Genomic DNA, 14,164 nt, shown 5'->3' on the forward strand with positions numbered 1-14,164 from the left:
CCCCTTTTCTTGCTGGTCGAGTAGCCCGCGCAGCGGGCGTATCGAGACCCACCCGCCCGTTCTCGCTGGTCGAGCAGCCCGCGCAGCGGGCGTATCGAGACCCGCCCACCACCCGCCCCCCGTGCAAAGGAGCACCATGCCCACCCCCACCCGCCGTGCGCCCTTCCGCGCGGCCCTCGCCGCCCTCGGCCTCGGGGCGGTGCTCGCCGCCGGCCTCGTCGCCCCCACCGCGACGGCCGCCGACGCCGCGGTCCCCACCGCCGGCCTCCTCGCCGACTACCGCTTCAGCCAGACGACCGGCGCGACCGTCCCCAACTCCGCCGGCGGCGCCGTGGGAGCCGCGCGCGTCGTGAACGGGACGGACGCGCTCTGGACCGGCACGTCACTCCGTCTCACCGGCGGCGCGAAGACCAGCGCGGCCCCCTGGGTCGAGCTGCCCGACGACCTGCTCACGGGCAAGACGTCCGCCACGGTCACGATCGAGACCCGCGCCGACGCCTCGATGCTCTCGACCTTCCACTTCCTCTGGAACATCGGCAGCGACAGCACCTCGCAGTACTGGTTCGCCTCCGTGCGCGACAGGGTGCGCACCGCGATCACGACCACCGGCGGTGGCGGCGAGAACAACGCCCGCAGCGCGTCCGGCATTGCGGCCGACCGCTGGTACAGCCTCAGCTCGGTGATCGACGGCGCCGCCGGCACGATCTCGTTCTACGTCGACGGCACCCGCGTCGCCTCCGCGCCCACCGCGCTGCGGCCCGCCTCGGTGGCGGACCAGTCGCTGAACGCCATCGGCCGCGCGCCCTACCCCGACCCCTTCTACAAGGGGGAGGTGTCGACGTTCCGCGTCTACGACCGCGCCCTCACCGGCGAGGAGGTCGCGGCCGTGTCGAGTGTCGACGCGAAGCTGCACGCCTCGTCCTTCGCGCCGCTGACCGCGGCCGTCCTCGACGGCGTCACTGCGCTGACCATCGACGACTCGACCACGAACCTGCCCGACTACGGTGGCACCGTGACCTGGGCCTCGAACGACCCCACCCTGCGCGTCTCCGCCGACGGCCGCACGCTCGCCGCCGACCGCCCCGCCGCGGGCCAGGCCGCCCGCACATCGTCGCTGACCGCGACCGCGTCGATCCGCGGCGTCGCGCAGTCCCGTGCCGTCGCCGTCACCGTCGAGCCGCAGGTCGGCGTCGACACCCCCTACGGCTACCTGATGGTGCACTTCGTCGAGGACGCGCAGGGCTACGCCGAGAAGATCTACCTCGACGTCTCCCGCGGCGACGACCCGGAGAAGTGGGACCCGCTGAACGGCGGCAAGCCGATCCTCGCGTCCGACCTCGGCACGACCGGCGTCCGCGACCCGTACCTCACCTACAACCCCGAGACGAAGAAGTACTACATCATCGCCACCGACCTCCGCGTCTTCGGCGGCGACCAGGGCTCGGGCTCGTGCACCACCTGGTGCTACTGGACCACGCAGGGCAGCACGAAGATGAACGTCTGGGAGTCGAGCGACCTCGTCTCCTGGAGCGACCTGCGCCAGTTCGACGTCGCACTCGACGCGGCCGGCACGAAGCAGCTCGAGGCCGGCATGATGTGGGCGCCCGAGGCCACCTGGGTCGCCGACTACAACGGAGCGGGCAAGGGTGCGTTCGTCGTCTACTGGTCCTCGACCGTGTACCCGAACGCCGCGCACACGCCCGGCACCGGGGCGTCGCGGGTGCTCTGGGGTGCGACCACCGACTTCACCCAGGGCACGTACTCCTACGGCGGCACCTTCATCGACACCGGCGCCGACGTCATCGACACGACGATGATCCAGGACGGCGGCACGACCTACCGCATCTCGAAGGACAACGGCACCGGCCGCGGCATCTACATGGAGTCGACGACCGCGAAGCAGTGGTGGCTCCCGTCCACCGCGTGGACGCAGCTGCAGGACCGCATCGGCGCCGTCTGGGCCGGCGGCAACGCCGGGGGAGTCGAGGGGCCCGCGGTCTTCAAAGATCATGACGCCGACCGCTGGTACCTCTACGTCGACGTGATCCCCTCGACCGGCTACCGGCCGATGGTGACCACCGACCTCGACGCCGGCTGGACCCAGCTCAACGACCCCGGCTTCTCGCTGGCGCCGTCGACCAAGCACGGCGGCATCGTGTCGCTCACCGCCGGTCAGTACGCCGAGGTCCGCGCGGCCGACGCCGCGACCGCCGTGCGCTCCGACCTGGGTGAGGTGGGCTCCGTCGCCGCGCTGCCCGCCCGCACCGACGTCGTCCTCGCCTACAGCCGCGGCACCGCCTCGCAGCCGGTGACCTGGGACACGTCCTCCGTCGGCACCGCTCCCGGCCGCTACCCGGTCACCGGAGTCGTGCGCACCATCGGCGCGAACGACAACCAGTGGGTCGGAGCGGGCGGATCGACCGCGTACAACGCGCCGAACCGCGTGCTCTCGAGCTCGACGGCCGTGCGGGTGACCGCGACGGTGGTCGTGGCGGCGTCCACGGCGACGCTCACCGCGTCGACCCGCTGCGTGGCCGGCAAGGTCGTCGTGACCGGAGTCGTGAAGAACACAGGCACCGCGCCGCTCACCGTCGTGATCCGCTCGGCCTGGGGCACGTCGCCCATGCTGACCGCGGCTCCCGGCGCGAACGCGACGCACGCCTTCACGACGCGCGCCACGTCCGTCGCCGCGGGCACGCTGACCGCGACGGCCGGCGGCGCCACCCTGCAGGCCCCGTACGCGGCCCGCACCTGCAACTGACGCGAACATGCTGGTCAAGTAGCGCGCAACGCGGCCCATGCTGGTCGAGTAGCGCGGAGCGCGTATCGAGACCCACCCGCCGGACGATGGTGGATCTCGATACGCCCTCTGCGAGGGCTACTCGATCAGCATGATTCGGCGCGGGTGCGCTGTATTTCGCAGGCAGGCGCGCGCGCTTCATGCTGGTCGAGTAGCGCGCAGCGCGTATCGAGACCCACCCGCCGGGTGACGGTGGATCTCGATACGCCCTCTGCGAGGGCTACTCGATCAGCATGGGGCGGCGCGGGTGCAGACCGGCGTCCGTCAGAACGGGGGCGGTGCGTCTCTGAAGCGGGGGCCCGGCGGGGCGCCGGCGAGCGCGGGTGGGCGGATCGTGATGCGGCGGCCGGTGGGGGTGGTCCAGACGATGCTGCCGTCCGGGCGGGGGAGGTACGTCCAGCGGTCGCCGTGGCGGACGTGGTGGTGGGACGTGCAGAGGCAGACGAGGTTCTCCAGCGACGTTTTTCCGCCGTTGCGCCACTCGAGCGTGTGGTCGGCCTCTGCTCTCGAGGCGGTGCGGGTGCAGCCGGGGAAGCGGCAGGTCTGGTCGCGCAGCTGCAGGTGCAGGCGCATCTGCGGCGGCGGGACCCGGTGCGTGCGGCCGACGGAGACGACCGCGCGGGTATCGGGGTCGGTGAGGACTCGGGTGAAGGAGGCGCCGGTGGCGACCAGGGCGCGGGCGAGGTCGGCGGGGATGAGGCCGTAGCCGTCGAGGTCGGCGGGGGCGTCGTCGAGCCCGACGGCGGTGGATGCGGCGAGCGTGAGGCGCACCTCGGCGCGGATCCCGGGGACGTACGACGGGGACAGCTGAGGTCCGTCGCCTGCGGGGGTGGTGCCGGCGATGTCGCCGTCGCGCAGCAGATCCGTGAGCACGTCGGCCTTCAGCTGCGCCAGCGTGCGCTCGTCGCCATCGTCGCGGAGACTGCGGGCGATGCGGTCGACGCGCTCGGCGATGCCCATCGCATCGGGCGCGGGGAGCAGGGCGCAGAGCGTGGCCATGCCGTCGATCTCCGGCGAGACCCAGACGGCGCGGTCCTGCCTCGCGCGGACGTGCCGCTGGGTGAGCGGCTCCTCGTGCATCTCGTCGCGCAGGCGGGCGACGATCCGCCTCAGCTGCGTGGGCGTGACCTCCGGGGCGACCTCGGCGGCGCGCTCGTCGAACCGGGCGCGGGAGCCGGGAGGCAGGGTCGCGGCGGTCGCGCAGACGATCTCGCTCGAGTCCCAGAGCAGCCGGCCCTCCGCGAGTAGCGCGCGGGTGCAGGGGAGGTCCTCGACGAGGAGCCGGGCGTGCTCGAGGACCGTCTCGGTCGCCCGCTCGGACAGGCGGAGCTTCGCCGCGAACTCGGCTCGGATGGAGCGCTCGACGAGGGTGCGCGCCTCGCTGCGGGAGAGTGACTTCGCACGGGCGAACGCGTCGGGGACGGTGACGGCCGCGCGGTAGGCGAGGTGCAGGGTCTGCGCGCGGGTGAGGAGCAGCTGCGCGGAGGTGCGTCCGATCTCCGCGGCGACGTCGGTCAGGGCGTCGACGGCGGCGAGCGCGCTCGGCTGCCCTGCCGCTCCCGGGTCGCTGTGGTCATCCATACGCGTATTCAAGCAGGGACCACCGACACGCGAGCGGCCGTCGAGCGGGACCCTCGGACAACTCCGCGAGATCGGATCTGTGGAGGAGAGCGCTGCTCCCGCCGCTACTCCCGCCGCCACTCCTCGAGGAACTCGGCGGTGGTCTTCGTCTCGAGCTCCAGCTCGATCTGACCGAGCAGGACGTAGGGGTCGCCGATGTCGGCGGGGGTGCGGATGACCTCGGCGCCGGTGTCGAGGCGGGTGATCACGAGGTCGTGCGTCGTCATCACGCCGCCGCCGAGCAGGGCGTCGATCGTCATCCGGAGCCAGGTCAGCGTCCGGGGCCGCAGCTCGGCCCGCAGGTACTCGGCCGCGACCTCGCGCTCGCCGTCGTCGTCCCGCCCGTCGTCCCGCCCGTCGTCCCGCCCGTCGTCCTCGTTCACGCCGTCACTGTAGCGAGCGCCCTGCAGGGCTCGGCGTCAGTGGCGCACCTGGAACCAGCGGATCAGCTCGCGCAGGGCCGGCAGGGTCGCGCTCGCGTCGACGTCTGTGTCGATGTCCTCGAAGGTGCTGCGGTAGCCCGGCAGCTCGGTCGTCATCGAGTCGGTGATCGCCTCGTAGGCCATCGTCCAGGAGGGGAACAGCCGCTGCGCCGGCGCCTCCTCGAGCAGCACGCGCAGCCCGGCGTGCCGGGGGTCGTCGGCGATGATCGCCATCCGCTCGCGCAGCGTCGCGGCCGGCCCCTCGAGCAGCTGCAGGAACCGCCCGTCGCGGAACAGCAGGATGCCGGTCAGGCCGAGGCGCTCATTGTTCGCGCGGCACTGCTCGAGCAGCGCGGGCAGATCCGCCTCCTCGAGGCCGGCGGCGGTGTGGCTCGCGTAGACGATGGAGCGGAGGTCGTCGTCCTGGGACGGGCGAGCAGCGGAGTCGGACATGACGCCATCCCATCAGGGGCGCGGCGGGACGGCAGCCCCCTGCCCGGATCCGCGCGGCCCTGCTATGCGTCGCGCGCGGTCCTCACAGCAGATCCGTGCCGCCCGTCCGCCGCAGCGTCCGGCGGGCGAGGGCCCAGCCGAGCAGCCCCAGCCCGAACCACGCGGCGCCGAGCACGACGACGGCGCCGCTCTGCACCGCGAGCGCGCCGGTCCACCCCTCGCCGAGGAGCGTCCGCAGGGCGTCGGTGGCGTACCCCAGCGGCAGCACCCGGGCGACGGCCTCGACGACCGGCGGCAGCTCGGCCACCGGCGCCACGACTCCGCCGAGGACGGTCAGGACCGCCGTGAACGGCCCGACCCACGCCAGCCCGTCGCGCGAGCGCAGGCCGAGCACCCCGGCGGCGAACCCGCAGCCGCTGCCGGCGAGGGCGGCGCAGCCCGTGAGCGCGATCGCGCCGGCGGCGACCTGCCCCGGGACGCCCTGACCGAACAGCAGGAGGGCCCAGACCAGGGAGACGAGACCCGCGGCGGAACCGACGCCCGCCGCCGCGAGCGCGACCCCGCTCCAGAGCAGGACCGCCGGCCGGGCGCTGAGGAGGACGCTCCCGAGCACCGCGTCGTGCCGCATCCGGGTGAGCGACACGGTCACGGCGTCGACGGCGGTCAGGACGGCGAGCAGGAGACTCGCACCCGCGCCGACGACCAGCGACGGCGCCGCGACCGCCGCGAAGTACAGCACCTGCAGCACCGGCCCGAGCACGACCGCGACCAGGAGCGTCCGCCGCGTCCGCGTGGCGTCGAACGACCGCAGCGCCACCACGACCGAGGCCACCACCGGCCCGCTCACGACACCGCCAGCGTCCCGGCGAGCCGCGCCCGTCGGACGGCCGTCCGCAGAATCAGGCGGGCGAGCAGCAAGGAGAACAGCGACGCGATCAGCCCCTGCGCGCACCAGAGCGCGACCGCGCCGCCGTACGCGTCGCCCGAGACGCCCTCGTGCAGGACCTCTACCGCCCCCGTCAGCGGATCGACGACCCCGAGCAGCTGCAGCGGCACCGGCAGCTGCGCGCGGTCGATCACGGCGCCGGAGAGGAGGAGGACGGGAGCGACGAGGACCGGCTCGTAGACGGTCGCGTGCGGCGTCAGCACGAACAGCCCGGACAGCAGGAGCGCCGTTGTGCCGCACGCGGCGAAGAGCAGGACCAGACCGAGGGCGACGAGCGCGGGGGAGTGCGGCGCGAACTCGCTGCCGAGAACCCAGGAGCCCACGATCGCGGCCGGGATCGACAGCACCCCGGCGCCGACGCAGGCGAGCGGGATCGGCGCGAGCGCACTGCCGAGCGGCCGAGAGGTCAGCGCGATCTGCTCCAGCGTCCCCTGCGATCGCTGGTAGCCGAGGATCCCGACCGCCGCCGCGGTCACCGTCCACACGCCGACGACGGCGCCGTCGACCCCCAGCGCCGGTCCGACCCGCCCGGCCTGGATGCGCAGGACGACGAAGACGACCGGCGCGATCAGCGCGGCCTGGACGAAGTAGGCGTTGCGGAGCAGCAGCCGCAGGTGGAAGGCGCCCTCGCGCAGCACCCCGCCCAGCCCCGTCATCACTCCCGCCCTCCTCGGCACCGGTCGACGAGGGCGAGGTAGCCCTCCTCGAGGGTCGCCGGCCGGGTGGTCCAGGTCCCGGTCGGGAGGTCGGCGACGACGGCGGCCAGCGCGCGAAGGTCGGGCCGGCAGGAGTCCCAGCCGACGACCACGACGGGTCGGCCGGCGATGCTGTCGGAGCGGACCGAGCGGACACCGTCGAGCGCGGTGATCCGGTTCGCGAGCTCCACGGTGAGCGCTGGAGCGGCGAGGGTCGTCACCTCGCCGAGCCCGCCCGCCGCGGCGATGTCCCGCGGTCGCCCCGCCGCGCGGATCCGGCCGTCGAGGAGGACGAGGCTCCGGTCCGACAGCTCCTCCGCCTCGTGCAGGTGGTGGGTGGTCAGGAGGACGCCCCGCCCGTCCCGGCGCAGCTCGCGGATCAGCGCACGGAGCGCGAGCGCCGCCTCCGGATCCAGCCCGACCGTCGGCTCGTCGAGCAGCAGCAGCGGCGGCTCCGCCAGCAGCCCGCGGGCGAGGTGCAGCCGCTGGCGCATCCCGCGGGAGAACTCCTCGACGCGGTCGTTCCGCCGGGCGGTGAGGTCGACCGCGTCGAGCACCTCGAGGATGCGGCCGTCCGTCCGCCGACGCGGCACGCCCGCGAGGGAGGCGAAGTACCGGAGGTTCTCGAGCGCGGTCGCGCGCAGGAAGAAGCCGCGCTCACCGCCGAGCACGAGGGCGAGCCGGCGCCGCGCCTCGTCCGGCCTCGCGACGGCGTCGATCCCGGCGACCCGGATCACGCCGCTCGTCGGGGTCAGCAGCGTCGCGATCATCCGCGCGAGCGTCGTCTTGCCGGTGCCGTTGGGGCCGAGGAGCGCGACGACCTCGCCGGCCTCGACCCGGAGGCTCACGTCGCGGACGGCCCAGGGCGCGTCCGGCCCGGTGCCGAATCGGCGCGAGACCTCGCGGACGTCGAGCAGCGGCGCCGTCGGATCCGCTCTGATCGTCACTCTCGCCCGCCCTTCGCCGCGGACCAGCGTTCCCCTTCTCCGCTCCACAGCCCGCATCGGTGGCGCTCGCTGCGAACGATGGCGCAGGGCGACACGGACGCCTTCGAGCCCGCTCAGCCCGCGCGCCGAAACCTCACCGAAAGCTAATTGTTCACGGTAACATCGCGCTCAGTACCGATCTCAACGACGAGAGGCTCCACCAATGACGACGAGACGACGGATCCCGATCGCGACCGCGGCGGTGATGGCGCTGACGGCGGGACTGCTCGCAGTCGGCCCGACCGCGCAGGCCGCACCGGCCACCTCCCTCGACAGCGCGAAGGTGCTCGAGCTGCCCTTCGACGGCAGCATCACCGACACCAGCGGCCGCGGCAACACGGTCGGGATGCAGAAGGGCACCGCCGCGTACGGCACCGGCCTCGCCGGCCAGGCCTTCGAGTTCACCGGCAGCAACGCGGTGTCGCTCGGCACCGACGCCCGGCTCCAGCCCGCCGACCTGACGGTCTCGTTCTGGTACAAGCCGACCGCCGCGATGACCGGCGAGCAGGTCTTCACCTGGAACAAGACCGCCTACAACTCCGACGGCTGGTATCTCACCTCCGAGAGCGACGCGACCCCGCTCGCGCTCTCGATCGGCCCCTCGACCGGGCAGCCCTACAAGGTCGCGATCGACACCGCGCGCGCCGGCTTCTTCCCCGCGAACGAGTGGACCCACGTCGTCGCCAGCTACGACAAGGCGACCAAGCAGGTCGCCTTCTACCGCAACGGCGTGAAGCAGCCCACCGTCACCAAGTCCGAGGCGACCGGAGCGGCCACCGGCGTGCTCGGCTCCGAGGGCACCTCGACCAAGACCCTCGGCTTCAACGGACCGCAGTACAACGGCGCGCACCTGCGCGGGCTCCTCGACGACTACGTCCTCTACGGCAAGGTCGCCACGACCACCGACGTCGTCGCCCTGACGAAGGCGCACAACGCGTCCTTCGACCCGGCCGCCGTCGCGAAGGCCGACCTCGACGCCGTCACCCTGCCCGCGAGCACGAGCACCGGCTTCTCCGTGCCGACCCGCGGCGCGAAGGGCTCCGACCTCAGCTGGACCTCCTCCGACGAGTCCGCGATCGCGATCTCCGGCGGCACCGCCACGGTCACCCCGCCCACCGGCGCCGCGACGACCGTGACGCTCACCGGCTCCTCGACCTACGGCGGCAGCACGGCCGTCACCCGCACCTTCGCGATCCAGGTGCAGCCGAAGGGCGTGAAGAGCTCGAGCTACCTGCAGGAGGCCGGCCTCTCGGACGTCACCGTCCAGGACCCGTACCTCGACAACGGCGAGCAGCAGACCGTCGAGTATCTGCTCAGCCTCGACCCCGAGATGTTCCTGCACTCCTTCTACACGCAGGCCGGTCTCACCCCGACCACGGCCGGCGGCTACGGCGGCTGGGAGCGCGAGAGCGGCACCCGGTTCCAGGGCCACTTCTTCGGCCACTACATCTCCGGCCTCTCGCAGGCCTACGCGAGCGAGCAGGACCCGACCACGAAGGCCGCGCTGCTCGCGAAGCTGACCGCCTCCGTCGACGGTCTGAAGAAGGTCCAGGACGCCTACGCGCTCAAGGACCCGGCCAACGCCGGCTACGTCTCCCCGTTCCCGGTGAGCTACCTGCCCTCCGGCGCCGACGGCCTGCTCGTGCCGTTCTACAACCTGCACAAGGTGCTCGCGGGACTGCTCGACGCGCACCAGTACGCGCCGAGCGCCGTGTCCGCGGAGGCGCTCGTCGTCGCCGACGGCTTCGGCTCCTGGATCACGAACTGGGCCGGCCGCCAGGCGAACCCGGGTCAGCTGCTCAACACCGAGTACGGCGGGATGAACGAGGCGCTCTACCGTCTCTACGAGACCACGCAGAAGCCGGCGCACAAGCGTGCGGCCGAGTACTTCGACGAGACCGCGCTCTTCCGGAAGCTCGCGAACAACGAGGACGTTCTCAACGGACTGCACGCGAACACGACGATCCCCAAGCTGATCGGCGCGCTCAAGCGCTACACCCTCTTCACCGACGACCCGGCGCTCTACGCGACGCTCACCGCCACCGAGAAGGCGGACCTCGACATGTACCGCCGCGCCGCCGAGAACTTCTGGCGGATGGTGGACGAGAGCCACAGCTACGCGAACGGCGGCAACAGCCAGTCCGAGCACTTCCACGGCGCGGACACCCTCTACCAGTACGCGACCAACGGGCAGACGACCGGCTACGGGGAGAACTCCACCTCCGAGGGCTGCAACATCTACAACATGCTCAAGCTCACCCGGGCGCTGTTCCAGGTGACGAAGGACGTGAAGTACGCCGACTTCTACGAGAACGCGTTCATCAACGGCGTGCTCTCGGTGCAGAACCCGGAGACGGGGATGGTCACCTACTTCCAGCCGCAGACCGCCGGCTACGCCAAGGTCTTCGGCGAGGAGCACGACGAGTTCTGGTGCGACCACGGCACCGGCGTCGAGAGCTTCACCAAGCTCGGCGACTCGATCTACTTCGAGGGGCCGAAGACGGTCTACGTGAACCAGTTCCGCTCGTCGGTGCTGAGCTCGGGCGGCAGCAACCTGAAGGTGACGCAGACGGCCGACATCCCGAACACCGACACCGCGCGCTTCACGATCGCGGCGCTCGGAGCGGGAGCGGTCGCCGAGGGCACCACGCTGCGCCTGCGCATCCCGGCCTGGGTCGACGGAGCGCCGACGCTCACCGTGAACGGCGCCGTCCGCGACGTCGCCGCGCTGACCGAGGGCGGCTACGCGGTCGTCCCGGTGGCGGCGGGCGACACCCTCACCTGGAAGCTCCCCGCCGCGGTCGCCACGGTGGCGAACACCGAGAACGCGAACTGGACGGCCTTCACCTACGGGCCCGTGCTGCTCGCGACCGAGCTGAACCGCAACAACGTCGACGCCTCGTACCCCGCGGGCGTGCTCGTGCAGATGAGCGTCGCCGACAAGTCGGTGAACTCGAACGTGGTCGTCGCGAACGCGGCCGCGTGGAAGTCCTCGGTGAAGCAGAACCTGCTCCGCCTGCCCAACGGCGCGAACGGCAACGGGACGACGACGATGCGCTTCGGCATGACGAACGTCGACGAAGCCTCCGAGGCGCGGATCTTCCAGCCGTACTACAGCCTCTACAACGCGCGCTACGCGACCTACATGACGCTCATCGCCCCCGACTCCGCGGAGGCCCAGGCGCTGATCCTCAAGGAGAAGCAGCAGCTGCGGGTGGAGGAGACGACGATCGACTCGCTCACCTCGTTCGACAACAACAACAGCGAGGCCGACAAGAACTACAGGTACAACCGCTCGGCGGTCGGCACCTGGCGCGGCGAGGGCTATCGCGACGGCGAGCGGTCGGCGGACGCGTACTTCCAGTACGACATGATCGTCGACCCGGCGCTGCCGAAGAACTACCTCGGCGTCCGCTACTACGGCGGCGACGCGGGGCGCACCTTCGACGTCTACCTCAACGACGTGAAGCTCAAGACCGAGGTGGTCTCGGGCGCCGCGGGCGCGCTGAACTGGTACGTGCAGTACGACGAGATCCCTCGGGCGGTGCTCGACGGGATCGCGGCGAAGGACAGCTTCAAGCGGAACCAGGCCGGCGCGTACGTCCTCGACGCGCAGGGGAACAGGGTGCCGAAGGTGACGGTGCGCTTCCAGGGCACGGGCACCGCGAGCAACGTCGGCGGCGTCTTCGGCGTCTACACGACGGAGTCGACCGGGTTCGCGACGAACGCGGAGCTGTCGAAGCTGACCTCGTCCGTGGGCACGTTCTCGCCGGCGCTCGCCGCCGGGGTGCGTGACCTGACGCTGACCGTGCCGGTCTCGACGACGAGCGTCGCGCTCGACCTCGACCCGGCCGTGGCCAGCGGACTGGTGAAGGTCGACGGCGTGCTGATCGACGACACCGTCGCCCGGACCGTGACCCTGGCGGCCTCAGGGACCACGAACGTCGTGATCACCTCCTCCGCGCAGGACCACACGACGCTCGCGACCTACCGGCTCGCGATCGTGCGGGCCGCTCCGGCCGCCGTGATCGACCTGACGGTCTCGGCCACGACGCGCTGCGTGGCCGGCAAGGTCGTCCTGACGACGACGGCCCGCAACGACTCGAAGACCGCGGCGTCGATCTCGATCGCGACGCCCTACGCCACGAAGTCCTACCCGGGCATCGCGGCGGGGAAGAGCGCGACGCAGGCCGACACGACCCGCGCCGCCTCGATCCCGGCCGGCACCGCGACCGTCACCGCGACGGCCACGATCGACGGGAAGTCGGTGACGACGACGAAGGCGGCCCCCTACTCCGCCCGCACCTGCGGCTGACCCCGCCCACCGATAGCGGCCGCCCGGGGACCCTCCCGGGCGGCCGCTCCGTTTCCCCCTCCTTCCGCGAGATGCCACTTATGAGCACTTTCTGCGGCGTGTCGCGCTCATAAGTGGCATCTCGCGGTCGGATCAGGGCGTGGGGAGGCGCCGGGCGTTATCCATTCGTTACACAACTCGACCAAACCGGCACCACACTGCGAACGGGCAGGTCAAGGGCGGAGCATGACTCCCATGGAACAGACAGGGAAGAACCCGCGCGTGCCGAAGCTGCGGTTCATCGCGCTCTCGGCCGTGGCCGGCATCGTCGTCGCGGGCGTGCTGCTCGCGATCGCCGAGCTCGTCGCGCTCGTCGTCGCGAAGAACGCGAGCCCCGTGCTCGCCCTCGGCGCGTTCGTGGTCGACATCGTGCCGCGCCCGCTCAAGGAGTTCGCGATCGAGACCTTCGGCGCGAACGACAAGATCTTCCTGCTGGCGAGCATCGGCGTCGCCGTGCTGGTCGCCGCCGCCCTCGCCGGCGTGCTGCAGCTGATCCGCCCGCCGCTCGGCCAGATCCTGCTCGTGATCGCCGGCGGCCTCTCGATCGCCGCGATCGTCACCCGCACCGGCGCGACCCCGCTCTCCGCGGTGCCCACCCTGGTCGGCCTCGTCGTCGCGATGATCGTGATGCACCTGACCGTCTCGCGCCTCCGCCGCTGGCGCGCCGCGTCCGCCGCCGAGAAGACCGGCGCGGCCCCCGCCGCCCGCCCGGTCGGCATCGAGCGCCGCGGCTTCTTCCGCGTGACCCTGATCGCCGCCGTCGGCGCCGCCGTGATCGGCGCCGGGTCGCGCGCCATCAACGCCGCCACCTCGTCCCTCGCCAGCGTGCGCGACGCGCTCCGCCTGCCCAGCCCGCGCAGCACCGTCTCGGTGCCCGCCGGCGCCGATCTCGGGATCGACGGGCTCACTCCGCTCTACACGCCCAACGCCGACTTCTACCGCGTCGACACCGCGCTGACCGTGCCCTCGATCGACCCCTCCACCTGGTCGCTGAAGATCTCCGGGATGGTCGACCAGGAGATCACGATGTCGCTGCAGGACATCTTCGACATGGGCCTGGACGAGTACGGCATCACCATGACCTGCGTCTCGTACCAGGTCGGCGGCGACCTCGTCGGCAACGCCAAGTGGCTCGGCGTCCCGCTCCGCGACGTGCTGAAGAAGGCCGGCGTCCAGAGCGGCGCGGACATGCTGCTCTCCACGAGCGTCGACGGCTACACGGCCAGCACCCCGCTCTCCGCGGTCACCGACGAGAACCTCGACGCGATCCTCGCCGTCGGGATGAACGGCGAGGCGCTGCCCTTCGAGCACGGCTTCCCGGTGCGGATGGTGATCCCCGGCCTCTACGGCTACGTCTCCGCCACCAAGTGGCTGACCGAGCTGAAGGTCACCACCTTCGCCGCCGACGAGGCCTACTGGACCCCGCGCGGCTACGACGCCGAGGCTCCGATCAAGATGTCCTCGCGGATCGACACCCCGCGCATCGACGCCGCGATCCCCGCCGGCGCGACCAAGATCGCCGGCGTGGCCTGGGCGCAGACCACCGGCATCGCCAAGGTCGAGGTCAGCATCGACGACGGCGACTGGCAGGAGGCCACCCTCTCGACCCCGGTCAATCTCGACACCTGGGTGCAGTGGTACGTCGACTGGGAGGCCGCGAGCGGCGCCCACTACGTCGCCGTCCGCGCGACCGACGCCAACGGCATGCTCCAGATCGAGGACCGCGCGGGCGTCGCCCCCAACGGCTCCTCCGGCTGGCAGCGCACCCTCGTCCGCGTCAGCTGACGCGACCCGGCGCCTGGCGACCCACGCGCCTGCGGGAGCCGGATCTCGATACGCGCTCTGCGAGCGCTACTCGATCAGCATGGGTCGGCACATGCTGGTCGAG

The 14,164-nt window shown here is 72.0% G+C and carries 9 protein-coding genes; 3 read left to right on the plus strand and 6 right to left on the minus strand.

Annotated features, from left to right (window positions below; translation table 11 throughout):
* The first annotated feature begins 136 nt into the window (after positions 1-136).
* Positions 137-2,761: a LamG-like jellyroll fold domain-containing protein gene (locus tag C1I64_RS20245; protein WP_164874594.1), complete on the plus strand. Its 2,625-nt coding sequence runs from the start codon at positions 137-139 to the stop codon at positions 2,759-2,761.
* Positions 2,762-3,064: 303 nt separating this feature from the next.
* Here the strand turns inward: C1I64_RS20245 and C1I64_RS18135 are convergent, their stop codons facing one another.
* The 6 genes from C1I64_RS18135 to C1I64_RS18160 form a co-directional block, all read right to left on the minus strand.
* Positions 3,065-4,381, minus strand: coding sequence for an HNH endonuclease signature motif containing protein (locus tag C1I64_RS18135; RefSeq protein ID WP_127888182.1), 1,317 nt, complete (start codon positions 4,379-4,381; stop codon positions 3,065-3,067).
* A gap of 104 nt (positions 4,382-4,485) precedes the next feature.
* The gene (locus C1I64_RS18140; protein WP_127888183.1) at positions 4,486-4,803 is read right to left on the minus strand and encodes a hypothetical protein; all 318 of its coding nucleotides are present in this window, start codon (positions 4,801-4,803) and stop codon (positions 4,486-4,488) included.
* A 36-nt stretch (positions 4,804-4,839) separates the two neighbouring features.
* Positions 4,840-5,295 (minus strand): BLUF domain-containing protein, encoded by a 456-nt coding sequence (locus tag C1I64_RS18145; RefSeq protein WP_123446522.1) that lies wholly within the window; start codon positions 5,293-5,295, stop codon positions 4,840-4,842.
* A gap of 82 nt (positions 5,296-5,377) precedes the next feature.
* On the minus strand, positions 5,378-6,142 hold the full coding sequence (locus C1I64_RS18150) for an ABC transporter permease (RefSeq protein WP_164874595.1): 765 nt from the start codon (positions 6,140-6,142) through the stop codon (positions 5,378-5,380).
* Positions 6,139-6,897: an ABC transporter permease gene (locus C1I64_RS18155; RefSeq protein WP_244209602.1), complete on the minus strand. Its 759-nt coding sequence runs from the start codon at positions 6,895-6,897 to the stop codon at positions 6,139-6,141. The genes C1I64_RS18150 and C1I64_RS18155 overlap by 4 nt, the downstream gene beginning before the upstream one ends.
* Entirely contained in the window at positions 6,897-7,883 is a 987-nt protein-coding gene (locus tag C1I64_RS18160; RefSeq protein WP_208645162.1) for an ABC transporter ATP-binding protein, read from the minus strand. The genes C1I64_RS18155 and C1I64_RS18160 overlap by 1 nt, the downstream gene beginning before the upstream one ends.
* 202 nt (positions 7,884-8,085) lie before the next feature.
* Here C1I64_RS18160 and C1I64_RS18165 point away from each other — a divergent pair, with 202 nt between their 5' ends.
* Entirely contained in the window at positions 8,086-12,237 is a 4,152-nt protein-coding gene (locus C1I64_RS18165) for a beta-L-arabinofuranosidase domain-containing protein (protein ID WP_127888187.1), read from the plus strand.
* 234 nt (positions 12,238-12,471) lie between these two features.
* The gene (locus tag C1I64_RS18170) at positions 12,472-14,061 is read left to right on the plus strand and encodes a molybdopterin-dependent oxidoreductase (RefSeq protein WP_123446525.1); all 1,590 of its coding nucleotides are present in this window, start codon (positions 12,472-12,474) and stop codon (positions 14,059-14,061) included.
* Positions 14,062-14,164 lie beyond the last annotated feature (103 nt).

This window comes from Rathayibacter festucae DSM 15932 (assembly GCF_004011135.1).
GTDB classification, from domain to species: Bacteria; Actinomycetota; Actinomycetes; order Actinomycetales; family Microbacteriaceae; genus Rathayibacter; species Rathayibacter festucae.